The sequence below is a fragment of the Gammaproteobacteria bacterium genome (assembly GCA_028819075.1).
Taxonomy (GTDB): Bacteria; Gemmatimonadota; Gemmatimonadetes; order Longimicrobiales; family Gaopeijiaceae; genus BD2-11.
In genome coordinates, this window is record JAPPMM010000040.1 from 110,862 (window position 1) to 136,017 (window position 25,156).

A 25,156-nucleotide genomic window follows, 5' to 3' on the forward strand; every position below is an offset into this window, starting at 1 on the left:
GCCGCTGACGCACTGGCACCAGAACGGATGACGAGCCCGGGCAGGCCGGAAGCCCCGGGACGCGATGCCCGGGACTACCGGCGAACCTGTCCGGGATACGGAGCAGGCCGTGTCCGGGTTTCCTCCTCAGGTGATGTTAGGGTTCCCGTTCCGTTCCGTGTCGGGCAGCGGGAAGCACTCCATTCCGCCGTAGGCGTCGCCCACGTAGGGGTGCGATCCGCTGGTGAACTGCGTGATCCTGCCAAGTCGGCGCAGCACGGCCATGCGATGTCCCTCCACGAAGAGCTCGCGACGGCGCTGCTCCTGCACCTGCTCCTGGATCTCCTGCGCGTTCATGCTCGCGAAGTTGCCGGGCAGCCCCGCCTCCTCGAGCAGCTCGTTGATGATGGCGACGGCGGCCGCGCCCCCTTCCACCTCGGCGACGATCAGACGTGCTTCGGTGTAGCTGGCGAGCCGGATCTCCGCGTCCCGGCTGGTATACTTCTGCTGGAACCACATCGGCGTGAGCCCGTCCTGCCCGAGAATCCCCTGATCCGTTACGTGAACCCTCGGATCGGGCATGCCTGCCCACTCGAGGTTCCAGAAGGCGGGGTCCACCGAGACCGCCTGCTCGATGTGATTGCGGTTGAAAACCTTGTTCTCGCGCACGCTCGCGGCGGTGGAACGGGTGATGAAGAACTCGAATCCCTCTGGAACCGCGCGGGCGTCGGCGAGCGCGCCCGCAGTTTGTCCCAGGCTCATCTGGGCTCGAGCCCGGCCCATGTACGCCGCGTTGCGAATGTCGGCATCCGGCGACTCCAGGGCCATGCTGAAGCGCTCCTTGGCGAGTTCGAAGACTGCCGCGGGCTGCAGTTCGGGCCCGAGATCGAAGGCCGCGCTGCACCATCCCTCGGCGAACGTCGTATAGCTGTAGCCGGCGTAGAGCGCGTTGGTGGCCAGGAGCGACGAGCGGTTCGGCACGTCGCCGTCGGAGAACCCGCTGATGCGGTTGATGGCGTCATCCGCGATGAAACGGGCCTGCGCGAGCGGCGTGTGCAGCGAAGTCGAACTTCCGCATCCGGAGGTGGCGAACGACGCATCCAGGGGACGCACGTCCCTGCGCTGATAGGGGACCTGGCCCAGGAAGGTCTGTGAACCCATGAACTCGCCCGAGACCAGCCCGGAGAGCAGCGCGTACTGTGTGTAGGCGCACTCGAAGGCCCCCTGCGCGCTTACGGTGAGCAATGGCGCGGCCGAGGGATCGTCCAGGGCGTCGGCCGGCGTTTCCCCGGGGAGCGTCACCGACAGGTCGCACGCTCCCAGGAAGAGGGTGAGCAACAGGAAGAGAAGTCCTCCCTTCATCTTCTTTCGATTATCAAATATGCCTGACATCTATTCCTCCCTTGTTTCCATATTGAGCATTGAGCTTCGCGCGAGACGCGGCCATCAGAACCTGACCCTGAAGGACAGGAGGAAGCTGTGCGGGAGCGGCGCCTGGGTCTGCTGCCAGCCCCAGGGATTGTCCCGCGTGCGGCGCGTCTCGGGGTCGAGCCCGGGCTGGCTGAAGCTCTCGTGGACCCACGGGGTCCAGATGTTTCGCCCGCTCAGGGTGATTGCGGCCCGGGAAACGCCGTACCCTTCGACGAAGTCACCGGGAAGCTCGTAGGTAAGGGAGAGTTCGCGCAGGCGGAGGTGATCGTCCCTCTCCATCCAGGGGTGCTCGATGTCGAAGGTCTGGATTTCCGCGGCCTGGATCGGGTCAAGGGTGCCCATGAGATAGAGCTGGGCGCGCTCGGTGTTGCGGGTGTTGCGGTCGCGCTGCCAGGTGGTCGTGCTGAAGCGCCGGCTCTCCCAGGTGTAGTTCCAGAGCGCGTTCAGCGTGAGTCCCAGGTTGGGAAGCGCGAGGGACTGGGTGAACGATCCCTGCCAGACGGGTCCGGGCGGCCCGAGATAGTGGAACGGCGCCTGGGAGCAAGGAGTGGGCGCGCGGGAGGGGTCCGGCCCCTCGCACATGACGTCGATCAGCCGTGTCGGATTGTTCGGGTCCCAGCGGGCCGAAGCGATGTACTTGCTCCAGTACCCCCCGAGAGGATACCCGACGCGGTGCTGGAAGCGGCCCCGGGTGTCGGCCTGGATGCGCTCCCGGCCTTCGCCGAGCGAGACCAGCAGGTTGTCGTTGTAGGCGGCGGTCGCCCCGAGGTCGAAGCTCATGCCCGGAGTCCGGATGACCTGGGTGTTCAGGGTGAGCTCGATGCCCTTGTTGTTGACTTCTCCGACGTTGATGAAGCGGGAGCCCGGGAAACCCAGCGAGGGCGCGACCAGGTCGGCCAGAATCGCGTCGCGGGTGGTCTGGTTGTAGTACGTGAACTCGATGCCCAGGCGGTCGGAGAAGAGACCCGCGTCGAAGCCCAGCTCGAGTTCGGTGCCGACCTCGGGCTTGAGGTCGGGGTTGCCCAGGTTGCCGGGCAGAAGGGCGGGCTCGTCGCCGGGGCCGGTGGTCGGCGAATAGGTGCGCACCGCCGCGAAGGCGTCCGGCTGCAGGCCGGACTTGCCCCACGCCGCGCGCAGGCGGAAGCTCTCGGCGAAGCCTACGTTCCAGAAGTCGGTGTCGCTCAGCACCCACGAGGCGCTCAACTTCGGATAGTAGACCGCGTTGAAGGTCTCCCCGAAGGCGCTGTGGGCGTCGCCGCGGAGCGCTGCGGTCACATACAGCTGGTCCCGCCAGCCGATCGTCTCCTGGATGAAGAGCCCGGCGCTCTTGGTCTCGACGAAGTCCTCGTCACCCCGTGTGCGCGCCGCCGCCCCCACAGTGGAAACCGCCGAGTTGGGAAGCTCGTCCCCGCGCGACAGAAGCGTGAGGCTTTCCTTGGTGAAGTACTGGGCTCCGAAGGACGTCGCCGAAGTGATGTCCGCGGTGAGATCGAAGCTGGCCGTGACGTTGTAGTCGAACGTGGACTGAAGTCCGCGGTCGTATATGACGTCCTTGCGTCCCTAGCTGAGCCCGGCGTAGGCGAGGAATCCCCCCGATGGTACGCGGGGCCAGAAGCGCGAGACCTTGGCGTCGGTGAAGTCCAGGCCGGCCACCAGCCTGTGGGTGAGCCAGTTGAACGGGCGGTGGGTCGCGGTGATGGACGCCGTGCCGCGGTTCAGCTCCTCGGCAAAGTCGATGTCGTTCTGGGCCTCGGGCGGGCCGACCATGAAGCCGCGCGAGCCGGTTTCGCGCGATGCCGGGGTGCCCCACAGGAACATGGCGAACATGCCGTAGATGCCGCCCTGGCCGTCCGGGGCGAACCTGCCGTCGCTGCTGATGACCCCCAGATCCGCGGCGAGGTCGAAGTCCTCGGAGACCGCGAGCCCGAGGTTGGTGCGGACCGAGGTCTTCTCGATCTGGTTGTTGAGCATGTAGCCCTGCTCGTTGTCGTGACCCACCGACAGGAAGTAGGTGAGGTCGTTGGTGCCGCCCGAGACGCTCAGGTCGTAGTTCTGGAGGTGTCCGGTGCGGAACATCTGCCGGCCGGCGGCGACCTCCTCGGCGTACAGGTCCTGGCTGATGATCCGCCCGCCGACCAGGCCGTAGTTGGTGGGGATGCGCCCGTCCGGATTATTGAACCAGTTGCCGCCCTGGCGGACGGTAAGGCTGACGACGGGCCGGCCGGTCTGGCCCTTGCGGGTGATGATCTGGATGACGCCGTTGGACGCCTCGGTCCCGTACAGCGTCGCCGCGGCCGGGCCCTTGATGACCTCGATGCGCTCGATCTCCTCGGGGTTGATGTCGTTCAGGCGCGAGGTGCCCGCACCGCTTGAAGGCCCGGCGCGGTTGTCGGCGTTGATGCGGACCCCGTCGACGTAGACCAGTGGCCCGGTGTTGGCCTGCCTCGTGCTCGATCCCTGCGTGAGGGTGCCGATGCCGCGGATGAGGACGTTGCCGCCGGTGCCGACGTTGCCCCCGCCGATCTGCACCCCGACCCCTGCCACCTGCCCGGCCAGCAGTTGCTGGAAGCTGGCGGGCGCGATCTCCTCGATCTGCGCGGAGACCTCGAGGGTGCCGACGACGTTGGCGACCGCCCGGCGCTGCTGACCTCCGGCGGTGCCGGTGACGATGATCTCGTCGAGGCCGAGGGCTTCGGAGGAGAGTGTGAAGTCCTGCACCACGGTCTCGCCCGCGGTCACGGTGACCTGGGTACTCACGGTGCTCATGCCGATGCGCTCGGCGCGCATCTCGTAGGTGCCCGCCGGCACGTTGACGAGCAGGTAGCGGCCGTCCTGGCGGGAGAGAGTGCCGAGACCGGCGCCGGCCAGGTAGACCTGGACCTCGCCGAGCGGGGTGCCGGCGGTCGCGTCGGTGACCTGACCGGTGATATTGCCGGGTTCCTGGGCGGTTGCGGGGGCTGCCAGGGCGAGCGCCGCGGCCGCGAGAAGAAGGGTGAAGTGAACGGGACCGGCGGCGCGGTGTCGCCGCCCGCGCGACGGTTGGGTGTTCGAGTCAGTGGACCATCGTTTCGTCATGGATCCCCCCGGGTGGTGAGAAAACGGACAGAAGCAGTTGGGGTGGGGGACGCAGGCCGGGTGGGGCCGGACCTGATCGACGGATGGTGCGTCAGTGCCCTCCTTGGTCGGGGTGGTCAGGAAAGGGGCGTCGCCCGGGCGGGCGGGGCGACGGGATTCCGCCGCACGGGAGGGAAGCGAATCCGGGCCGCGAGGAGGATGGCGGATGCGGACGAACGAGTACTTGTCCGCTTCAGGCCCCGGGCGTGAGGCCGCAGGAAGCCCCTGAAATGCCAGCGTTGGGCCCCCTCACCGCCGCGAGCGACGGTGCGGACGGGGGTCGCCCGGTACAGCATACCCATCTCCCCGAATCCCGGTACAAACGTCCGTTCAAGCTACGGCGGGGCGGGTCCGGACGCCATCAGGGACGTGGCCCTAAGCGAGCCGCCGCGCGGCCCCCTCAGTAGCTCACCCCTTCCAGCTCCTCCAGGTAGCCGACGCCGGGCAGCTCGGTGTCGTTCCCGAGCAGGTAGAAGTCGAAGAAAGCCTGCATGTCGGCGAGCATCTGCCTCGTGTTGTCGAAGCCCCGGACGTAGAAGTTCTCGCCGGGATAGGCCTTGTAGCGGGCTGGCTTGTAGAGGCGCTGCAGTTCGCGGAAGAACTCGGTCATCTGGGGTGAGCCGGGGTAGCGTCCCTCGCCGTGGAGCACGAAGACGGGTACCTGGGCATCGGCGATGTGGTAGTAGGGGGAGTTCGCCAGATAGCGGTCCCGGTGCTCGTCGAGCCGCCCCATCTCCTTGCGCAGCTGCTGCAGGTGGCGGAACTCGCCGTCCTCGAAGAAGGTGACGCGGTCGCAGTAGCCGGACGCCGCGATCACGGCCTGGAAGATCTCGCCGCCGAAGCTCACCGCTGCGCACGACATGAAGCCGCCGTAGCTGGTGCCCGTCGTGCCGATGCGCTCCGGGTGGACGTAGGGCAGGGTTCGGAGATACTCGGCGGCCGCCACCGCATCCGAGAAATCGCACTTCCCCCAGCAGCCGTCGTTGGCCTCCTCGAAGTCGCGTCCGTAGCCGGAGCTGCCCCGCACGTTGGGGAGCAGGACGACGTATCCGCGCTGCGCAAAGTACTGGATCGAGCGCTCGAAGCTGTCCTCCCACTGGGACGTGGGTCCGCCGTGGGTCCACACGATCGCGGGATGGCGGCCCCCGTCATCGCCAGACCCCTCGGGTGGCCGGTAGAGATAGGAGGGGATGATGAGCCCGTCCCCGCTCTGGAACTCGACCTTCGTGGGCATGACCAGCCGGCTCTCGATCCCCTCGACCGGCATCGAATCGGTCAGCCAGGATTCCTTCCCCGAATCGAGCGCGTGCACGACCAGATCGCCGGGGCGGGTCGGCGTCTCGAGCGTGTAGGAGATGTGGTTGCCGTCCGGCGACCACTGGGGCGAGCCGATGACTCCGGATACGGGACGGGCGACGACGCGGGACTCACCGCCATGCACGGCCACGGTCCGGAGCTGATAGGTGCCGCCGTGGTTCTCGACGTACGCGAACGAGCCGCCGTCCGGCGACCAAACGCCGTCAGTCTGGTCACCTTCGGCCGCAGCGAACGGCCGGGCTTCGCCTCCCGAGCGGGGGACGCTCCAGTAGTTGATCCATCCGGAGCGGTAGGACGGGAACACCACCGTGGATCCATCCGGCGAGATCAGCGGATAGCCGAACGTCCCTCCTTCCCCGTAGTCGAAGAAGTCCTTGTCCTCGACGATCACCCTTTCCTCACCTCCGTCGGCAGGAACCTCGACGATGGTGTGGTCCATCCACTGGTCATCGAGTCTCACGAAGAGGACAAAGCGCGAATCGGGGCTCCAGGTCGGGTAGACCTCCAGTTCGGGGCCATCCGTCAGTCGCCGCGCCTCGCCGGAGGCGACTACCACCGTCCACACGTCATATTGTCCGTGGCGGTTTCCGGCAAATGCGATCCGACTTCCGTCCGGCGACCAGGAATAGCCCTTGATCAGCCGGCCGCCGTTGCCCGTGATGCGCATCTCTTCGCCGTCCCGCGGGGACCAGAGCCAGATCTCCGGTGTGCCGCTCCTGTCCGACACGTAGGAGATCCATTGGCCGTCCGGCGACCAGCGTGGCTCCGCGGAGGCCAGAAAGTGACCGCTGCCCCCCGTTGAGACCGGAAGTTCGCTGATGGCGCCGCCTTCGGGACGAATCAGGCGCAAGTTCGAGCCACCCAGGAGGATCCAGTCGCCGGCGGGGGCCCAGCGCGGGGTCTCGCCGCCTACCGTGGACGAGAGGGACAGGAGGGTCTCCACCGGAAGCGGGCCGGTCGCGACCTGGGCCGGCAACGGCGCCAGCCGCGTCGAAGATGTCAGGACGAGGCATAGCAGGAGCGGGACGATTCTCAGCATGTTCTCGGCGGGTCGTCGCATGGCGGTACTCCGGAACGGCAAGGTTGTAGTCGGGCGAGCGCGGGCGTTCGTGATCTCAGTCGCGGGCAGTCTCCAGCGAACAGTGCTTCCCGCAGCCGAAGCGGCGGCGGTTGCGGGCGAAGTTGCGGTAGCCCCAGGCGAAGAGGGGGCGTGCGAGGGGGAGGCGGAAAACCCAGCTCAGCCTTGGACCGCTTGGGAGTACCCGCAGCAGCTCCTCGATGGCCCGTGCGCCCTCCCAGGTGTCGCGGGGAGCCGAGCCCGGCGCCACTAGCTGCAACGCGTCCTCGAAGCGGGCCGGGTCGATCCACGGGAAGCGGGCCGGTACGCCGTCTTCCTGATACGCGACGATCTCGATCGTTCCCGCCGGATCGCGGCGCCGCAGGTAGTCGATGAAGCGCAGGCAGACGGCACAGTCGCCATCGTAGATGACGGTGTAGCCGGCGGACGTGCGCGGGATCATATGCCTCGGGTTTGCGGGTAGGAGTTCTGCGGAGACTACCCGTAACGGGCGAAACAGTGACAGAAACGGCAACCGCCCGGCCCGATTCGCTATCTTTGCGCCGGAACGCGTCCCTCTCGTCCCCCTGGAGAAGCGTGGATACGGCGGAATTCTGTCGCGAACTCGAACGGCGCCTCGGGCCGGGCCGGATCGAGCGCGACGTGCCGCTCGGCCCCATGACGACGTTCAAGATCGGCGGACCGGCGGACCTGTTCGTGCGGGCGCGCACTGCCGACGAGTTGGCGGACGCCATCATGGCGGTACGGGAACTCGGCATCCCGCACTTCCTGCTGGGCCGGGGCGCGAACATTCTCGTCGGGGACGGCGGCTTCCGCGGCCTGGTGATCCGCTCGGACGTGGGCGGAATCGATTTTCTCGATGACGTGCGCGTGCGCGCCGGCGCCGGCGTGGACAGCTTCCCCGACCTCATTCACGCTACGGTGCGGCGCGGACTCGGGGGACTCCACCACTTCGTCGGCATCCCGAGCACCATCGGCGGGGCCATGTGGCAGAACCTGCACTTCCTCGCCCCGGAGCGGGATCGGACGGTCTTTCTCGAGGAGGTGGTGGAATCCGCGGAGATTCTCACCGAGGAGGGAGAGCGCAGGTGCGTCGATCTGGACTACTTCCGGTTCGGCTACGACTACAGCATCCTGCACGAGCGCGACGACGTTGTCCTCACCGCCACCTTCCGCCTCGAACCCACTCCCGCGCGCGAGTTGCGGCGGGTGATCCGCGAGAACCTGCGCTGGCGCGACGACCGCCATCCCGACCTGTGGCTGTATCCGTGCGCGGGGTCGATCTTCCAGAAGATCGAGGGCATCGGCGCGGGCCGGCTCATCGACGAGTGCGGGCTCAAGGGTCACTCCCACGGCAACGCCCAGATCTTCCACCGGCACGCGAACATCATCGTGAACCTGGGTGGGGCGTCGTCCGCCGAAGTGCGTGCGCTCATCAACCTGTCGCAGGAGACGGTTGCGCGCGAGACCGGTTACGAACTCGTCCCGGAGATCGTGTTCGTGGGAGAGTTCTGAGCGCTTCTTGCCTACGGCAGGGCCAGCGCTACGTACTCCGCGGGGCTCTCGCTGCCGCCGACGGCGACCACGATGTACTGCCTGCCCTCGTGCATGTAGGTCATGGGGCCGCCGGTGGTGCCCGACGGGAGGTCCATCTCCCACACGACCTTGCCCGTCGCCTTGTCGTAGGCCCGGAACTCGGTTCCCCAGTGAGTATCGGGGGTGCCGATGACGGCGTCGCTTCCCTCCCCGATGAAGAGCAGCGTGGCCGTGAGCAGCGGCGCCGGCCGGTTCGCGTTCCCGAGCGGCGGCAGATCCAGGCCCTCGAGCAGGGGATGATCGTTGGGGGCGTCGCCGTTGGGTGCCATCCAGAGGTGCTCGCCCCGGTTCATGTCGATGGCCGTGATCCGTCCCCACGGCGGCTTGACGATGGGCAGGCCGTCGATCTCGGCGCTCGGCCACCCTCCCTGCGTGCCGAACTCCATCTCGCCCGGTTCATCCGTCCTGGACAGGCGCCAGACGTTAGGCAGCGTGAGGGAGACGGCGTAGTAGGTGCCCGTCTCCGGATCGAACGCGCCGGTGTGCCAGTTGCCCGCGCCCCACGCTCCCGGGACGACGTAGGTGCCGATCTTCCCTTCGATCGAGCCTTCTTCCATCGGCGGTGTGAAGAGCGGGCCCAGCACCAGTGAATCCGCCAGCGCGAGAGCCCGCCTGTGGATCTCGGGGGTGAAGTCGATCAGGTCCTTCCCGGAGACGCCCTGCCGGTCGAACGGCGGCGGCTTGCTCGGGAAGGGCTGGGTCGGGGAGGTCGCCTCGCCGGGGACCTTCGACTGTGGCACTTCCCTCTCTTCGATGGACCACACCGGTTCACCCGTGCGGCGGTCGAAGGTGAAGAGGAAGCCGGTCTTGCTCGCCTGCATCACCGCATCGATCGCTCGCCCGTCCACGTTGATCCGTCCCAGGACGGGCGGGCCGAGGGTATCGTACTCCCAGATGTCGTGGTGCACCATCTGGAAGTGCCAGAGGCGCTCGCCCGTCGCGGCGTCGAGCGCCACGAGGCTGTTCGAGAAGAGATTGTCGCCGGGCCGGTGCCCCCCGTAGTAGGCGGAGGTCGGGGCGCCGAGAGGAACGTAGACGATGCCCAGTTCGTCGTCGGCGCTCAGGCAGCACCACGAGCCCACGTCTCCGGACAGCTCGCGCGAGCCGTCGCCCCAGGTGTCCGCGCCGAATTCTCCCTCCTGGGGGATGACGTGGAAGGTCCACGCAAGCTCGCCCGTGCGGGCATCGTATCCGCGGATGTCCTCGGGCTCGCTGTCGCGCCACTCCGTGCCCGAGTCCCCGGCGCCGTCGACGGTGCCCGCGATGACGATGATGTCGCCGACGACGATGGGTCCCGAACTCCAGCTGAACCGGTCGCGGCCCTCGGGCACGAGGTTCACGCTGCCGCCGTCGCCGAACGACGCCACGGGCTTCCCGGTCCCGGCGTCGAGCGCGTGCAGCCAGGATCCGCGCACGGAGATGATGCGCCCGCCGGCGTTGCCGTTGTCGGAGGCGAGGTCCTCGGCACCGTCTCCGCTCCAATAGGCGACGCCACGGAAGCTGCGTCCGCGCGCCTCCTCCAACGAGGCGGCTTGCTGGACCCAGCGGGTCTTCCCCGTCCCGGGGTCGAAGGCCTCCACGAGACCCACCGCATTGGGCGCGTACAGCGTCCCGTCGACCAGAATCGGGGTCCCGCGCAGGTAGTTGTTGAACGCGAGCTCGGGGAACTCTTCCTGCAGGCTCGCATCGACGCCGGGGCGTTGCCATGCGACTTCGAGCGACGCGACGTTCTCCGCGCTGATCTGAGTGAGCGGCGAGTAGCGGTTGAAGGAGTTCTGGCCGCCGTAGTAGGTCCACTCGGCGCTGGGTGGAGGATCGCGGTCGGGATTCTCTCCGGAACCGTCATTCCCTCCGAGATCGGCGTCCGTGCAAGAAGAAGCCAGGAAAGAGGCCGTCGTGACGAAGCAGGCTGCGAGCGCCATCCCGTTGCGGTGCAGGTCTGTTCCCGTGCTCTTCGTTCGACTCGTGCGCATGGAGGCCTCCGTATCCGGTGCGCTGACTTCCGGCTGCCGGGCTGAACGTAATGCGCGGAGGGATGCGAGGCACCCGGTGGGGACCGGAGCTGCAGGACCAGCGGCGTCTCCCGTGAGGAGCCGGAATCAGCCTTCGAGCACTTCAGCTTCGGCGACAGCCAGAAGCGGCTCGGGCGCGATCTCGTGCTCGCCCGGATGAACCAGCACGCGGAAGGACACACCCAGCTCCTTCAATATCGCTTCCTGAGCCTCCTCCTCCCGTCTGTCACGGAACTGGTCGCGCGCGCCCCGCACGAACGTGACCTGCACGGCCTCCAGCCCGGCCGCCAGGGCATCCCGGGTCAGGTCGGTGGCGAGGCCGGCGCCCCAGAGCACCAGCTCGTGCACGTTCCTGTGCCCCAGCACCACCCATCGGGACGCAGTGTGCGCCCCCTGCGAGAAGCCGAGCACGACCCTGCGGCGGGCCGCCGAGGCGGCCGTGGCGCCCACCTCGCCCGCGAGCGCATCCAGGTACGCCACGTAGTCCGCGATCTCGTTGTCCCGGTCCTCGCGCGTCATCCAGCTCGCCCCCACGCGGTGCTCCGGCCCGTGCCTCCCCGGACTCGGATCCACGTAGAAGCGCGACAGCCCTTCGGGCACCACAACGATGCGCCCTGGAGCATCCAGCACCTCGAAGCGCCGCGCGAAGCGGCGGGCCGCCTGCCGGTAGCCGTGAAACGCGAACCACACCTCGTCGACCCGGTCGCCCCGGCCTCCTAGCGTGTAGTAGCGGGCCGTGCGCGTGACCCGGATGTGGTGCGGCAGGATGGAGGTGTCGGTCATCAGGTCTCTGGAAACAGCACCCGAATGGTCCTTCGCCGAGCTTGGCGGTAGACGTGGAAGTCGGAATCCAGCGTCATGATGGAACCGTTTTCGGTCCGCTCGAGGATGCGCACGAGGCACGCGTCGGCAAGAGACATCGGCACGTTGGCGTACCGACGCATCAGCGCGGTCACGGCGTCGGCATCGTCCGCCGTTCCGAGAACGTCGACCACCCTCAATACGCCGCGACGGAGAAGCGCAATGGGCAGGCCTGCATCAACGCCAATGCGCCGGAGCAGGAAGCACGCCTCGGACAACACCGACTCGGACGTGAGCAACGGAGGCGCGAGCGACTCGAACTGCTCGCGCGCCCACCGGTGATGTGTTTCGTCGGCGTCGAGCAGAGCCACGATGGGCCCGGTGTCAACGATTACGGCCGGCCGCATCCGCGAGCGTCGCCTCCCGCAGCAACTCCTTGTTGGTCGCCAGGTCGTTACGGCCGCTTCGGAACGCCCCGACGAGATCGCCGGCGAGCTCGGCACAGCTGGGCGGCTGTCCCTCCGCATCCCGAGCCAGAGCGTCGGCGAGGATTTCGCGCACCAGCGCAGAGCGGGTCAGGTTGCGACGTCGCGCCTCACTGGAGAGCGACGCGTACAGGTCGTGGGGCAGCTTGACGGAGAGGGCGCTCATGCCGAGATCGTAATACGACATGCTGCAAATCGCAATACCTCGTCAGTGCCGCTCATCATCATTCCTCCGCCTCCGGCGCGCTGCGCGCGATCACCTGCTCGAAGATCTCGTCGAGTCGCCCCAGGCGGGCTTCCTCTTTGCGCATCTCCAGGAGATCCTGCCGCCACTCGGGGTCCACCTGCACGAACACGGCCAACCGAAACGACACTTCGTTGTTCGCATCGAAATCCGGAGACGCGGAGGACCGGCGCTGCCGGGCGGAGACGGCGGCGCGGAAGAGATCGATGGATGCCTGTCGCCGCGCCGTCAGCTTTCGCGGGCCGGGCTCGTCGTCGTACTCCGCGACGACGGCCTCGTAGTACGGCTCGCCGGACTCGAGCCCATCGTGAATCGCGAACCGGCCCATGCCCTTCACCAGGATGACGGAGCGGCCGTCCTCGAGCCCGTGATGCCGTTCTATTGCCGCCAGCGCGCCCACGCGCCCCTCCTCCATGAGAAAGGGGCCGAGGCGGTCGGAGTCGTGATAGATGAGCCCGAAGCGATGGTCGGTCTCGAGGCAGCGCGCCACCATGCGGCGGTAGCGGGGCTCGAAGATGTGGAGGGGGAGCAGCTCTCCGGGGAAGAGGACGACGTCGAGCGGGAAGAGGGGCAGGCGCCTCACGCCACCCGTCTCCGCCCGGCCGCGCGGGAGGCGGCCGGATCGTCGATGACCACGCGGCTGATGTCGTGCGCGAGCAGGCGGCGGACGCGCGCGAAGAGGAGAACCGCGACCGCCCCCAGCCCGACTGCCAGGCCCCACCACAGGCCCTCCCCCCCCATTCCGAGAGGAAAAGCCAGTACCACGCTGACCGGAATCCCGAGCCCCCAGAAGCCCAGCGCATTGAAAAGGAAAGGGGAGCGGGTGTCGCCCGCGCCACGCAGCACCCCCGCCGCCACCGCCTGCAGGCCGTCTGCAACCAGGAAGATTCCGGCGATAGGCAGCAGAACCACCGCGACCGCGAGGACCTCGCCATCCGATGTGTAGATGCCTGCCAGGAATCCGGGCGCCCACAGAAACACGCTCGCCGTCGCGACCATGAACGACCCGCCCAGAAGCGTCCCCGCCCCGGCGGCCCGGCGCGCCTCCACCATGTCCTGCCGGCCGACCGCCCGGCCCACCAGCACCGCCGAGGCGCCCGCGATCCCCAAGGCGACCATGAAGGCGAGCGCCGCAAGGTTGATCGCCACCTGGTGTCCCGCCATGGCGATGGTGCCGAACCAGCCCATCATCACCCCGATGATGGCGAAGGCCCCGAACTCGAGCTGCTGCTGGAAGGCGAGGGGAGTTCCCAGCCACGCCATGCGCCCGAGTGCAAGCACATCGAAGGCCTCGCGCCGCACCCTGGACAGGAACGGCCTCACTGCGGACCACGAGAGGGCGAGCAGCAGCGCGGCCATGAACCAGCGGGCCACGCTCGAGCCCCAGGCCGAGCCCACGGCGCCCATCTGCGGAAAGCCCAGATTCCCGAAGATGAGCACCCAGTTGAGAAAGACGTTGAGGAGGTTGGCGGCCACGATGGTCAGCACGATCGGTGAGACGCGCCCCAGGGCTTGGAGGCTCTGGCGCAAGACCACGAACGCGTAGAAGGGGAACATCCCGGGGATGGACCCGAAAATGTAGCCCGCCGCAACCGGAACCACGTCCGCAGGCTGTCTCAGCAACACGAAAACGGCCCGGGAAGGAAGAAAGAGCACAGACGCCGCCAGGGCGAGGAACAGGGTGAGCACAAACCCGCGCTGCATGCCGCGCGCGATTCCCTCGGCGTCCTCCGCCCCGACCGCCTGGGCGACGATCGGATCGAGGGCCATCAGCATGCCGATTCCGAAGACGGCGATCGTGTAGAAGTAGGCGTTGCCGAGGGCTACGGCGGCGAGATCGATGGCGGACAGCCGGCCGACCATCATCGTGTCCACCACGCCCATGAACATCATCCCCACCTGCACCGTCACGATGGGCAGCGAGAGCCGCATCATGCTGGCCAGCTGGGCCCGGCGGGGCATCAGGTCCATGAGGAGTCCCGGGATCCGCGCGGCGGCGGGTGTGGAATGCGGGGCGAGGCTACCGGGAGCGGCCCCTCAGAAATCCAGCATCGAGTCATCGACGTCGCCGGGATCGTCCTCGATACCCATGCGCGCGGCTTCCGCGGGGCGGATCGGGCGGCGTCCGGAGAATCCTGCGTCCACTTCGTGCCACTGCGAGATGCGCGGCTCTCCGCGGCGCCAGCACAGATAGACCCACCGCCCCTCGAACGTGGTCGGAAAGTCGAGCAGGCCGTGCTCCAGCCCTCCCGACGGAAACCGGATGCCTCTCCCCAGGATCTCCTCCTCAACGCAGCGCCGGATGCGCGCACCCGCCTGTCCCACGCCTTCGCGATGCTTGAGGAACTCGGCGTGATCCGGGTTGGTCGGCGCCATGACTAGACGTCCCCAGAGAGCCTCGAGGATCTTGAGCTGCTCGACGTGGCGCTCCAGGTCCTGGCGCGCACGGGCGAGGTCGGCCAGGACGGTCTCGAGTGCGGGCAGGAGGGCGTTGGCCTCGGCCAGGGTGAAGGCCTTGCGCGGGAACTTCACCTGGCGCGCGCCTCCAGAGCCGCGAGTCGCCGCTCGATCTCCTCCAGCTTGTAGAGGATCATCACGTGCGTCTTCTTCGCATCGATCCCGACAGGGCTGGCGTCGCTGGCGATCTCGCGCGCGATGCGCCGGTAGTCCTTTGCGGATGGCTGGCTGCTCATGCGTCGGCTCCCGTGGGTGTTGCCGCGAATCCTCGGGGAGAAGCGCCGGATTGGCAAGCCGGACATCGTCCCGGCGCCGACAGCCTAAGCGGCGCACCGGCAGTCGGGTTGGCGGATCGGCGACCGCTGCGCGATCTTGCCGGAGCGACGGCGTTCGACTCCGATACTTCGACCACATTTGAGACCCCAGCGACGACAGGCGGCCCGATGACCGACATCACGCGCAGGGAATTCGTATCCGGGAGCGCCGCTCTGGCGATGGGCGCGACGGTGGTGCCCCGCCACGTGCTGGGCGGCCCCGGATACCAGGCGCCCAGCGACACTCTGGCGATCGCCATCGTGGGCGCGGGCGGAATGGGCGCCGAGAACGCCCAGGAGCTCGGCAGCGAGCGCATCGTCGCAGTGTGCGACGTCGATCATCGGCTGGTGGAGAACAAGGTCGAGGAGCGCTCGGTCGACCGCGACGGGAACCCGCGCGAACCCGGCGTGCGCTGGAAAGAGCAGTACGCCGCCGCGCGCAAGTACACCGACTTCCGCGTCATGCTGGAGCAGCAGGAGGAGGTCGACGCGGTGCTGGTCGCGACCCCCGACCACACCCACGCGGTCATCGCCGGGGCCGCCATGCGGGCGGGCAAGCACGTCTATGTGCAGAAGCCCCTGACCTGGTCGGTGCACGAGGCGCGCGAGCTCGGCCGGCTGGCGGAGTCGACCGGGGTGGTCACCCAGATGGGCAACCAGGGCCACTCGAACGACGAGGCGCGCCTGATCAACGAGTGGGTGCAGGCCGGAGTCATCGGCGTGGTGCGCGAGGTCCATGTGTGGACCAACCGCCCCATCTGGATGCAGGGGCTCCCGCGCCCGGCGGCGTTGCCGGACGACGCCAGCATTGCCGACCCCGGCCGCTCGTGGTGGCCCGGCTCGGCGCAGGAAGCGGTCGCGGCGGGGCTGTGGGCCGACTTCAGGGTGCCCGCGCACCTCCACTGGGACCTGTATCTGGGGCCGATCGCGCGCGAGGTCGCGTACCACCCGATGTACCACCCCTTCCACTGGCGCGGATGGGTCGACTTCGGGGTGGGGGCGCTGGGCGACATGGGAGCGCATCTGATCGACCATCCGTTCTGGGCGCTCGACCTCGGGCTTCCCCACGCCATCGAGGCGACCTCGACCCCCTGGGGCGGTCCCGCCGACGACCCGGTCTCGTATCCGGTCGCCACCAAGGTGCACTTCGAGTTCGGCCGTCGCGGCGTCCTGCCCCCCGTCGACATGCACTGGTACGACGGCGGGCTGATGCCCAGGCGCCATCCGTGGCTGCCGGACGACGTGCCGCTCGACCGCGGCGGCGGCGTGCTTTTCGTGGGCGAGCGCGGGCTGCTGCTGCACGAGACCTACGGCCGCAACCCCAGGGTCTATCCCACGGAGCTGCAGGAGGAAGCGGACGCGGTGCCGCCGACCTACGCGCGCGTCGAGGGCACCCACGAGATGAACTGGGCCAACGCCTGCAAGGGAATCGGCGAGGCCGTTTCCCCGTTCTCGTACGCGGCGCCGTTGACCGAGACGATGCTGTTGGGGCTGGTCGCGCTGCGTGCGGGCCAGGGCGAGCGCATCGAATACGACGCGGCCAACATGCGCGTCACCAACCACGAGAAGGCCAACGAGTACCTGGTGCGCGAGTATCGGGAGGGATGGAGCATATGAGAACCTTGGCAAGAATATGGCGTGGGGCGGTGCTTCGCCCCTCCCTGTGCGCGGTCCTCCTGGGCCTCGCCGTGTCTCCCGGGTTCTCCGGCGCGCAGGAGCACAACACGCTCACCGCAGCCGAACGGGAGGCGGGGTGGCGCCTGCTCTTCGACGGGCGTTCGCTCGATGGCTGGCGGCGCTACGACGGCGAGCCCATGACGGGGGGCTGGGTCGTGGAGGACGGCGCGCTGGCGCACGTGCGCGGAGGACGCTCCATCATCACCGACGACATCTTCGAGGACTTCGAGCTGGCGCTCGAGTGGAAGGTCGAGCCCGGCGGCAACTCGGGCGTCTTCTACCGCGCGGCGGCGGGGGCCGAGGAGATCTTCCACAGCGCGCCGGAGCTGCAGGTGCTGGACGACGCGGGGCACGCCGACGGGCGCAGCCCGCTCACCAGCGCGGGCGCCAACTATGCTCTGCACGGTGTTCCTCGGGGGATCGTGCGTCCGGCGGAGGAGTGGAACCAGGTCCGGATTCTGGCGCGGGGAGACCACGTCGAACACTGGCTCAACGGCGAGAAGGTGGTGGAATACGAGCTGGGCAGCGACGACTGGAAGGCGAAGGTGGCCGCGAGCAAGTTCGTCGAGTGGCCGGAATACGGGCAGGCGGCCCGGGGGCACATCGGCCTTCAGGATCACGGGAACCGGGTCTGGTTCCGCAACATCAAGCTGCGGGAGATTCGATGATGGCCGGGATTCGGCCGCGTGGATGGGCATCCGGGGCTGGAGCGGCGGCGCTGCTGGCGGCGGTTTCGCTGAGTGCGGCTCCGTCGCAAGCGCAGTCCGGCACCGACGTGGCGCGCGCCTGGCGGCAGGCTCGCGAGGCCGAGCTGCTCGACGACTTCCGCGAGCTGCTGACCTACCCGAACCGCGCGCGCGACATCGAGGACGTGACCCGCGCCGCCATCTACATCCGCGACCTGCTGCGCGAGGCCGGGGCCGAGTCCGAGCTGCTCTCCATCGACGGCGTGGCGCCCGCCGTCTACGGTCGGCTCATGGTCCCCGGCGCGACTCGCACCCTCGGCATCTACGTGCACTACGACGGCCAGCCCGTCGACCCGTCGAACTGGACTCATCCCCCCTTCGAGCCGACGCTCTACTCCGCGTCGATGGAGGCCGGAGGCGCACCCATCCCCTTCCCCGCAGCCGGTGACGCGGTAGACCCGGAGTGGCGCATCTACGCGCGCTCGGCAGGGGACGACAAGGCGCCCATCGCCGCGGTGCTCCCCGTCCTGCATGCCTTTCGCGAAGCGGGCATCTCGCCCACCTCCAACCTCGTCTTCCTCTTCGACGGCGAGGAGGAGGTGGGTTCGCGCAACCTGGGGCGGTACATGGAGATGCGGGCCGAGGCGCTGGACGAGGTGGACATCTGGCTCTTCTTCGACGGGCCGGTGCACCAGAGCGGACGCCCGCAGCTGACCTTCGGGGTGCGCGGGGCCATGGGAATGGAGGTCACGGTATACGGCGCCAGCCGCAACCTGCATTCCGGGCACTACGGCAACTGGGCCCCGGACACCGGCAACATCCTGGCGCACCTGCTGGCTTCGATGAAGGACGAAGAAGGACGGGTGCTGGTCGAGGGCTGGTACGACACCACCGATCCCATCGGTTCGGAGGAACGCGCCGCGCTCGAGAACATGCCCGATATCGAAGCTGAGCTGAAGCGGGAACTGGGGCTGGTCTGGACGGAGGGCGAGCCCGAGACGCTGCCCGAGCGGCTCCTGGTGCCGGCGCTGAACGTGCGCGGCATCACCAGCGGCAACACCGGGGCTCTGGCCCGCAACATCATCCCCAACACCGCGGTGGCGGCGCTCGGCATCCGGCTGGTGCAGGGGAACGACGCCGGCCACCTGCGGCAGCTGATCGTGGACCACATCGAGGGGCAGGGCTTCCACGTGGTGTCCGAGGATCCGGACATGGAGACCCGGCTGCGCTACCCGCGCATCGCCAAGGTCACCGGAGGCGGGGGATCGCCGGCATCGCGGACGGAGATGGCCAACCCGTTCGTGCAGGAGATCATCGCGGCGACTTCCGACGCCGCGGATCGCGCCTTCGGGCCCGGGTCGCTGGTGCTGGCTCCGGGGATGGGCGGGACGCTGCCCCTCTACCTGTTCACCGACGTCGCGGGCAAGCCCGCCATCAACGTGCCCATCGCCAATCACGACAACAACCAGCACGCGCCCGACGAGAACCTGCGCATCGCCAACCTGTGGTATGCGATCGATCTCTACGCCGCGCTGCTGACCATGCCGAGGGGGGTCTCGTGAGCGGGGCGAGCGCGGGGAGCAGGGATCGGCGCGGGGATTCAGGACCGATGAGCGCGGCCGCGCAGCGGCATGGCCGGGAGGGCCCGGGCAGCGGCATGGACCGGCGGAGCTTCCTGGGGGCGCTCCCCGGCGCGGCGGTGGTTGTGGGCGGGCTCGCGGAGACGCGGGCCTGGCCTTCGGACGGCCGAAGCAACCCTTACGTTACGTCAGGGTTGGTCCGGGAAGAGCTTCGAGACGGGCGTGGGTCCCGCGCACCCAGCGCGATCGGGGTGCAGCTATACACGGTGCGCTCGGTGATGACGAGCGACCCGGACGGCACCCTCGCCGCGATCGCCGCGATCGGCTACGAGGAAGTCGAGCTGGCGGGCCTCTACGGGATGTCTGCGCGGGAGATGAAGGCCCGGCTGGACGCGGTGGGGCTGGCGGCCACCTCGAGCCACCACTCGGTGGAGGAGGTGCGGGGCAGTTGGGAGGCGACCCTGGAGGCCGCCGTCGCACTCGGCCAGAGCCTGGTGGTGGTGCCGGCCCTCCCGGTCGCCGAGCGCGACGGGGAGGCGCTGCGGCGGGTCGCGGACGATTTCAACCGGGCGGGTGACGCCGCCCGCGCCGCCGGCCTCCGCTTCGGCTACCACAATCACGACTGGGAGATGCGCTCGGGCGCGGACGGGGTGCGCCCCATCGACCTGCTGCTGGACCGCACCGACCCGGAGCTGGTCGACTGGCAGATGGACATCTTCTGGACGGTGCACGGCGGCGCCGACCCCATGGCTGACCTGAACGCGCGCCCGGGCCGGGTGACCAGCGTCCACGTGAAGGATCGTACCGCCGCGGGCGAGATGGCCGACGTGGGCGCGGGAGTGATCGACTTCCGCCCCGTGCTGGCGCGCGCCGGCGAACTGGGGCTGCTCCACCAGTACGTGGAACACGACCATCCCGGCGACCCGATCGAGAGCGTGCGCGCCAGCTACCGGGCGCTCGCCGCCATGGTGCCCGCGGGCATGGAGGATCACGCGGCGTGAAGCCACGCACCCAGGACGGCTACGACGCCATCGTGGTGGGCTCGGGCGCCGGGGGCGGCATGACCGCCTACGTGCTCGCCTGCTCCGGGCTCAGGGTGCTGATGCTCGAGGCGGGCCGGCACTACGACCCGGTCGCCGAGACCCCCATGTTCCACCTTCCGCGCGATGCGCCCCTGCGCGGGGGCGGCACCCGCCACAAGCCCTTCGGCTTCTACGACGCGACCGTCGACGGGGGCTGGGAGGTGCCGGGCGAGCCCTACTCGAGCGCGGAGGGTACCGACTTCCGCTGGTGGCGCGCGCGCATGCTGGGCGGGCGCACCAACCACTGGGGCCGCATCTCGCTGCGCATGGGCGAGTACGACTTCAAGCCGTACTCCCGCGACGGGCTGGGCTTCGACTGGCCGCTCTCCTACGACGATCTCGCGCCCTGGTACGACAAGACCGAGGCCCTGATCGGCGTCTACGGCTCGAACGAGGGACTGGAGAACACCCCGAACTCCTCCCCGGGCGTGCTGCTCCCGCCTCCGGCGCCCCGCGCCGAGGAGCTGCTGACCCGGCACCACTGCGGTGACCTGGGCATCCCCGTCATTCCCGCGCACCTCGCGATCCTCACCCGGCGTCTCGACGCCGCCCGCATCGCGCGCACGCTCTGGCCCGGCAACGCGCTGGCGCAGCGGGTGACCGAGGAATCAATGGCGGCGCGCGCCGCGTGCTTCTACGCGACCCCCTGCGGCCGCGGCTGCTCCATCAAGGCCAACTTCCAGACGCCGACCGTGCTGCTGCCCCCCGCCCTGGCTACCGGCAACCTGGACATCATCACCGACGCCATGGTGCGCGAGGTCACCATCGACGCGCGCGGGCAGGCGACCGGGGTGCACTACATCGACAGGAACACACGCCTCGACGAATATGCCGGCGCCCGAGTGGTGGTGCTGGCCGCCAGCGCCTGCGAGTCGGCGCGCATCCTCCTCAACTCGAAGAGCTCGCTTCATCCGGACGGGCTGGGCAACGGCAGCGGTCTGGTCGGCAAGTACATCATGGACACCGTCGGCGCGGGCGTCGGCGGCCAGATTCCCGCCCTTGAGAACATGCCCCCGCACAACGCGGACGGCGCCTCGGCGATGCACCTGTACATGCCCTGGTGGCTCTACCAGGAGCAGGCACGGGGCCAGCTCGATTTCGCGCGCGGGTATCACATCGAGTTCGGCGGGGGGCGGCGCATGCCCGGCTTCGGCTTCATGGGCGGACTCGCGGAGCTCACCGGGGGCAGCTACGGCCAGCGGCTGAAGGACGAGTGCCGCCGCTACTACGGCTCGTTCCTCTGGTTCGACGGGCGCGGCGAGATGATCCCCAACGAGGATTCCTTCTGCGAGATCGATCCCGAAGGCGTGGACCGATGGGGCATCCCGACCCTCAGGTTCAACTGGAAGTGGTCCTCGCACGAGCTGAACCAGGCCCGGCACATGCAGCACACCTTCGCCGACATCATCCAGGCGATGGGCGGCCGGGTCACCAGCGACGTCCACGACGACGGAGCGCGCGCGATCGCCGCCCCCGGCGTCATCATCCACGAAGTGGGGGGCGCGATGATGGGCGACGACCCGCGCACCTCGGTGCTCAACCAGTTCTGCCGGTCGTGGGAGGTCGACAACCTGTTCGTGACCGATGGAGGCTGCTTCGTGTCGAACGCGGACAAGAACCCGACCCTGTCGATCCTGGCGCTGGCCTGGCGCGCGTCGGACTACATCGTGGAACAGTTGCGAACCCGGAGCCTGTGATGAGCGAAGAGCGCACGAAGCCCGGGGGGCAGCACGAACGGACCCTGCCGATGGCGGGGACGGCACACTCTGCCGAGCCCTCTTCGCCCGCGGCGCCGCCGAAGCACAGCCAGGACGGCCCCGTGGCCACCGGCACCCTCGCAATGGACCGCCGCCACGCCCTCAAGGTGATGGCGCTGGCCGCCGCCGCGCCCGGTCTTGCATCGTGCGGTCCCGGAGCTGGCGACGAAGCCGGGGCCGCAGGCGCATCCGCGGGAGTTCCCGGCATCCCCGCCGGCGCGCCCCCCGGCCAGGTCACCAACCCCAACGCGCGCGGCGACCTCTGGGATCCCGACCTGCTCTCCCCCGTGGTGCCGTGGGAGCGGACACTGGAGTCCGACGAACTCGAATCGCTGGCCGCGCTGTGCGACGTGATCCTGCCCGCCGACGACCGCTCTCCCTCCGCGAGCGAGGTCGGCGCCCACGACTTCATCGACGAGTGGGTGAGCGCGCCCTACGAGGCCCTCCAGGAGGGCGGCGTGCTGATGCGGGGCGGGCTGGTGTGGCTCGACCGCGAAGCCCACACGCGTTTCGGCAACGGCGCCCCGTCCGCAAGCGTGCGCTTCCGCGATCTCGCACCCGCGCAGCAGCGCGCCATCTGCGACGATATCTGCGATCCCGAACGGGCGGAAGGCGGGCCGTTCGAGGCCGCTTCCCTCTTCTTCGACCGGGTGCGCTACCTGACCCTCACCGCCTTCTGGACCACGGCCGAGGGCATGGACGACCTCCAGTACATCGGCAATACCCCCCTTACCCAATGGGATCCGCCGCCGCCCGAGGTGCTCCGCCACATCGGGCTCGCCTGACCGGCCCCCTCAACCTGAATCACGCCATGGCCCGTTCCGACGACCAACCATCCGCCAACGCCGGACGCCTCTTCCGGGGCAGTTGCGTCGCCCTCATCGCGACATCGGTTGCGTTCGCGACCGTGGGCGCCGTCATGCTCGACCTCAAGAACGAGTTCGTGCTCACCAACGAGCAGGTGGGCTGGATCGGAGGCGCCGCGCTGTGGGGGTTCGCGCTCTCCCAGGTGGTCTTCGCGCCGCTGGCCGACACCCTGGGCTTCCGAACCCTGCTGCGCACGGCGTTCGCGGCGCACCTCATCGGCACAATTACGCTGATGCTCGGGGGGAGCTTCGCGTACCTCTTCACCGGCGCACTGATCATCTCCATGGGGAACGGGCTGGTGGAAGCCGCGTGCAACCCCCTGGTGGCGGCTCTCTACCCCGGCGACAAGACCGTCAAGCTGAACAACTTCCACGTCTGGTTCCCCGGCGGGATCGTGCTGGGCGGACTGGCCGCGTTCGGGCTCGATCAACTGGCGGCTTCGTCGGCGGGACTGGAGGCCCTGGGGGAGTGGCGGGTAAAGATTGCGCTGATCGTCATCCCGACCCTGATCTACGGCCACATGCTGCTGCGGGAACGGTTCCCGCCCACGGAAGGGGTGCAGGCGGGCGTGTCGGTAGGGGAGATGTTCCGCGCCGCGCTCACCACGCCGTTCATGCTGCTCATGCTGTTCGCGATGACGATGACCGCTTCCATCGAGATCGGGCCCACCCGCTGGGTCCCGGCGGTGCTGGAAGCGGGCGGCATTCCCGGCATCCTGGTGCTGGTATGGATCAACGGGCTGATGGCGGTGCTGCGCCACCGGGCCGGGACGGTGGTCCACCGGCTCTCGCCGCCGGGCCTGCTGCTGGTGTCGGCGGCCCTCTCCGGCGTCGGGTTGCTCGCCTTCAGTTACGCGTCCGGGACGGCGGCGGTGTTCCTCACCGCGACGATCTTCGCCGTGGGCATCTGCTACATCTGGCCCACCATGCTGGGCGTGGTCTCGGAGCGGGTGCCGAAGAGCGGCGCGCTCGGGCTCGGGCTGATGGGTGCGGTGGGGATGGCGACGACCGGGCTGGTGACCGCGCCCCAGATGGGCCGCGTCGCCGACGTGTACGCCCACGACCAGCTTCCGGTGGCGGAGGTGGTGGCGCTGTTCGAGCGCGCCGAGGGCGAGCTGGCGACCGTGCCGGGACCGGACGCGAGCGCCGCGCGCGCAGCGGCTGTCGAGGTGGTGGACGAATACCAGGCGGCGGGCGCCCTGCCCTCCCCCGCCACCGCCAACGCGCTCCGGCAGATCATCGACTCCGGGGCGGGTGAAGGCCTCACCGGGGATGCGCAGGCGATCCTCGGTCCGGCGGACAACTTCGGGGGACGCATCTCCTTCCGTTACCTGGTGCCGCTTTGCGCCGTCCTCATGGTGATCTTCGGCGTGTTGCAGGCGCGCGCCCGACGGGAAGGCGGATATCGGGCGCGGCGGATCGCCGACGCCGCATGAGGCGGCCTTGATTCTCCGCTACGGCATGGTCGGAGGCGGACCGGGCGCCTTCATCGGTCCGGTGCACCGCATGGCCGCCGCCCTCGATGGCGATTGGCGGCTGTGCGCGGGCGCATTCTCGGCGGACGCGGACCAATCGCGAGGCACCGGCGCCCATCTGGGGCTTGCGTCGGATCGTGTATACGGGTCCTGGCGGGAGATGGTGGAGACGGAGGCGACACTTCCGCCCGATGAGCGCATCCACACGGTGGCGATCGTCACCCCCAACCACCTGCACCATCCGATGGCGCGCGCTTTTCTGGAGCGGGGCATTCACGTCGTCTGCGACAAGCCGTTGGCGGTGACCGTGGAGGAGGCCGACGACCTGTGCCGCATGGCCGCGTCGACCGGCCTCGTCTTCGCGGTGACCTACAACTACTCCGGCTACCCACTGGTTAAGGAGGCGCGCGCGCGGGTGCGGGGCGGCGCCGTCGGCAAGGCGCGCAAGGTCGTGGTGGAGTATTCTCAGGGGTGGCTCGCGGAGCTGCTCGAGGCGGAGGGACACAAGCAGGCGGAGTGGCGCGCCGACACCGCGCGGGGGGGGCCGTCCGCGGTGCTGGGGGACATCGGATCTCACGCACACCACCTGATGCGCTACGTGACCGGCCTGGAGGTGCAGCGCCTGTTCGCCGACCTGGGCACCGTGGTGGCCGGCCGCACCGCCCACGACGACGCGGTGGTGCTGCTCGAGCTGGACGGCGGGGTCCGTGGCGTGCTGATGGCGTCCCAGATCGCCACCGGCGAGCGCAACCACCTGCGCCTGCGCGTCTACGGCAGCGAGGGCGGACTCGACTGGAACCAGGAGGAGCCGAATCGCCTTCGCCTCCTGCGGCCGGACGGCTCGGTGGAGGTGGTGCACCGCGCCGCCGGCACCCGCGCGCCCATGGCCGCGGCCGCCACCCGCCTGCCCGGCGGCCACCCGGAGGGCTTCGTGGAGGCGTTCGCGAACCTCTATGGTGAAGTGGCGAGGGCGGTGCGGGGGCGGGACTGCGGGGGCGGTCCCACGGTCCACGATCCGGCGACGGGAGGCGACAAGGCCCCCGAGCCCGACTTCCCCACCGTCCGCGACGGCGCCCGCGGGATCCACTTCATCGACGCCGCGATCCGGAGCCAGGAGGCGGGCGCCTGGATCGAGACAGACTACACGCCTCCCTGATTCCGCGATTTCGCCGTGCCCAACCAGGGCCAAAACGTTCCAGGCCGGT

At 69.1% G+C, this 25,156-nt stretch carries 21 protein-coding genes and 2 pseudogenes; 9 read left to right on the forward strand and 14 right to left on the reverse strand.

The annotated features are described in order from the left end of the window. Positions 1 to 126 precede the first annotated feature (126 nt). From OXU32_09760 to OXU32_09785, 6 genes and pseudogenes are all read right to left on the reverse strand, one after another. On the reverse strand, positions 127 to 1,341 hold the full coding sequence (locus tag OXU32_09760) for a RagB/SusD family nutrient uptake outer membrane protein (protein MDE0074234.1): 1,215 nt from the start codon (positions 1,339 to 1,341) through the stop codon (positions 127 to 129). An 84-nt stretch (positions 1,342 to 1,425) separates the two neighbouring features. After that, positions 1,426 to 2,955, reverse strand: coding sequence for a TonB-dependent receptor (locus OXU32_09765; GenBank protein ID MDE0074235.1), 1,530 nt, complete (start codon positions 2,953 to 2,955; stop codon positions 1,426 to 1,428). Positions 2,956 to 3,639: 684 nt separating this feature from the next. Beyond that, a pseudogene (locus tag OXU32_09770) lies at positions 3,640 to 4,083 on the reverse strand (TonB-dependent receptor plug domain-containing protein). Positions 4,084 to 4,086: 3 nt separating this feature from the next. After that, positions 4,087 to 4,485: pseudogene (locus OXU32_09775) on the reverse strand (carboxypeptidase-like regulatory domain-containing protein). A 439-nt stretch (positions 4,486 to 4,924) separates the two neighbouring features. Beyond that, the gene (locus tag OXU32_09780; GenBank protein MDE0074236.1) at positions 4,925 to 6,901 is read right to left on the reverse strand and encodes a S9 family peptidase; all 1,977 of its coding nucleotides are present in this window, start codon (positions 6,899 to 6,901) and stop codon (positions 4,925 to 4,927) included. A gap of 55 nt (positions 6,902 to 6,956) precedes the next feature. Beyond that, positions 6,957 to 7,361, reverse strand: coding sequence for a DUF393 domain-containing protein (locus OXU32_09785; GenBank protein ID MDE0074237.1), 405 nt, complete (start codon positions 7,359 to 7,361; stop codon positions 6,957 to 6,959). A gap of 134 nt (positions 7,362 to 7,495) precedes the next feature. Here OXU32_09785 and murB point away from each other — a divergent pair, with 134 nt between their 5' ends. Next, positions 7,496 to 8,434 carry a UDP-N-acetylmuramate dehydrogenase gene (murB, locus tag OXU32_09790; GenBank protein ID MDE0074238.1) on the forward strand — a complete coding sequence of 313 codons (939 nt, stop codon included), beginning with the start codon at positions 7,496 to 7,498 and terminating at the stop codon, positions 8,432 to 8,434. A gap of 11 nt (positions 8,435 to 8,445) precedes the next feature. Here the strand turns inward: murB and OXU32_09795 are convergent, their stop codons facing one another. The 8 genes from OXU32_09795 to OXU32_09830 all read right to left on the reverse strand — a co-directional run bounded on the left by OXU32_09795 (position 8,446) and on the right by OXU32_09830 (position 14,750). Beyond that, positions 8,446 to 10,488 (reverse strand): PQQ-binding-like beta-propeller repeat protein, encoded by a 2,043-nt coding sequence (locus OXU32_09795; protein ID MDE0074239.1) that lies wholly within the window; start codon positions 10,486 to 10,488, stop codon positions 8,446 to 8,448. Positions 10,489 to 10,614: 126 nt separating this feature from the next. Then, positions 10,615 to 11,310, reverse strand: coding sequence for a phospholipase (locus OXU32_09800; GenBank protein ID MDE0074240.1), 696 nt, complete (start codon positions 11,308 to 11,310; stop codon positions 10,615 to 10,617). Further along, positions 11,310 to 11,735 carry a PIN domain-containing protein gene (locus OXU32_09805; protein MDE0074241.1) on the reverse strand — a complete coding sequence of 142 codons (426 nt, stop codon included), beginning with the start codon at positions 11,733 to 11,735 and terminating at the stop codon, positions 11,310 to 11,312. The genes OXU32_09800 and OXU32_09805 overlap by 1 nt, the downstream gene beginning before the upstream one ends. Next, entirely contained in the window at positions 11,713 to 12,000 is a 288-nt protein-coding gene (locus OXU32_09810) for a ribbon-helix-helix domain-containing protein (GenBank protein ID MDE0074242.1), read from the reverse strand. Before OXU32_09810 ends, OXU32_09805 begins: the two co-directional genes overlap by 23 nt. Positions 12,001 to 12,037: 37 nt before the next feature. Beyond that, positions 12,038 to 12,640, reverse strand: coding sequence for an LON peptidase substrate-binding domain-containing protein (locus OXU32_09815; protein MDE0074243.1), 603 nt, complete (start codon positions 12,638 to 12,640; stop codon positions 12,038 to 12,040). After that, the gene (locus OXU32_09820; GenBank protein ID MDE0074244.1) at positions 12,637 to 14,028 is read right to left on the reverse strand and encodes an MATE family efflux transporter; all 1,392 of its coding nucleotides are present in this window, start codon (positions 14,026 to 14,028) and stop codon (positions 12,637 to 12,639) included. Before OXU32_09820 ends, OXU32_09815 begins: the two co-directional genes overlap by 4 nt. Positions 14,029 to 14,094: 66 nt before the next feature. Beyond that, positions 14,095 to 14,589 carry a DUF2203 domain-containing protein gene (locus OXU32_09825; protein MDE0074245.1) on the reverse strand — a complete coding sequence of 165 codons (495 nt, stop codon included), beginning with the start codon at positions 14,587 to 14,589 and terminating at the stop codon, positions 14,095 to 14,097. Next, on the reverse strand, positions 14,586 to 14,750 hold the full coding sequence (locus tag OXU32_09830; GenBank protein ID MDE0074246.1) for a hypothetical protein: 165 nt from the start codon (positions 14,748 to 14,750) through the stop codon (positions 14,586 to 14,588). The genes OXU32_09825 and OXU32_09830 overlap by 4 nt, the downstream gene beginning before the upstream one ends. Before the next feature lie 207 nt (positions 14,751 to 14,957). Here OXU32_09830 and OXU32_09835 point away from each other — a divergent pair, with 207 nt between their 5' ends. From OXU32_09835 to OXU32_09870, 8 genes are read left to right on the forward strand one after another with little or no spacing between them, the layout of a single operon-like run. Further along, positions 14,958 to 16,445: a Gfo/Idh/MocA family oxidoreductase gene (locus OXU32_09835; protein MDE0074247.1), complete on the forward strand. Its 1,488-nt coding sequence runs from the start codon at positions 14,958 to 14,960 to the stop codon at positions 16,443 to 16,445. Then, the gene (locus OXU32_09840) at positions 16,442 to 17,173 is read left to right on the forward strand and encodes a DUF1080 domain-containing protein (GenBank protein MDE0074248.1); all 732 of its coding nucleotides are present in this window, start codon (positions 16,442 to 16,444) and stop codon (positions 17,171 to 17,173) included. The genes OXU32_09835 and OXU32_09840 overlap by 4 nt, the downstream gene beginning before the upstream one ends. Further along, on the forward strand, positions 17,170 to 18,753 hold the full coding sequence (locus tag OXU32_09845) for a M20/M25/M40 family metallo-hydrolase (protein ID MDE0074249.1): 1,584 nt from the start codon (positions 17,170 to 17,172) through the stop codon (positions 18,751 to 18,753). The genes OXU32_09840 and OXU32_09845 overlap by 4 nt, the downstream gene beginning before the upstream one ends. A gap of 47 nt (positions 18,754 to 18,800) precedes the next feature. Further along, a complete protein-coding gene (locus tag OXU32_09850; GenBank protein ID MDE0074250.1) occupies positions 18,801 to 19,772 on the forward strand; it encodes a sugar phosphate isomerase/epimerase in 972 nt (323 codons plus the stop codon). A gap of 59 nt (positions 19,773 to 19,831) precedes the next feature. Continuing rightward, the gene (locus OXU32_09855) at positions 19,832 to 21,550 is read left to right on the forward strand and encodes a GMC family oxidoreductase (GenBank protein ID MDE0074251.1); all 1,719 of its coding nucleotides are present in this window, start codon (positions 19,832 to 19,834) and stop codon (positions 21,548 to 21,550) included. Beyond that, complete coding sequence (locus OXU32_09860) at positions 21,550 to 22,395, forward strand: gluconate 2-dehydrogenase subunit 3 family protein (GenBank protein ID MDE0074252.1); 846 nt, start codon at positions 21,550 to 21,552, stop codon at positions 22,393 to 22,395. Before OXU32_09855 ends, OXU32_09860 begins: the two co-directional genes overlap by 1 nt. 26 nt (positions 22,396 to 22,421) lie before the next feature. Then, complete coding sequence (locus OXU32_09865; GenBank protein MDE0074253.1) at positions 22,422 to 23,912, forward strand: MFS transporter; 1,491 nt, start codon at positions 22,422 to 22,424, stop codon at positions 23,910 to 23,912. Positions 23,913 to 23,919: 7 nt separating this feature from the next. Next, on the forward strand, positions 23,920 to 25,107 hold the full coding sequence (locus tag OXU32_09870) for a Gfo/Idh/MocA family oxidoreductase (protein ID MDE0074254.1): 1,188 nt from the start codon (positions 23,920 to 23,922) through the stop codon (positions 25,105 to 25,107). The last annotated feature ends 49 nt before the right edge of the window (positions 25,108 to 25,156 follow it).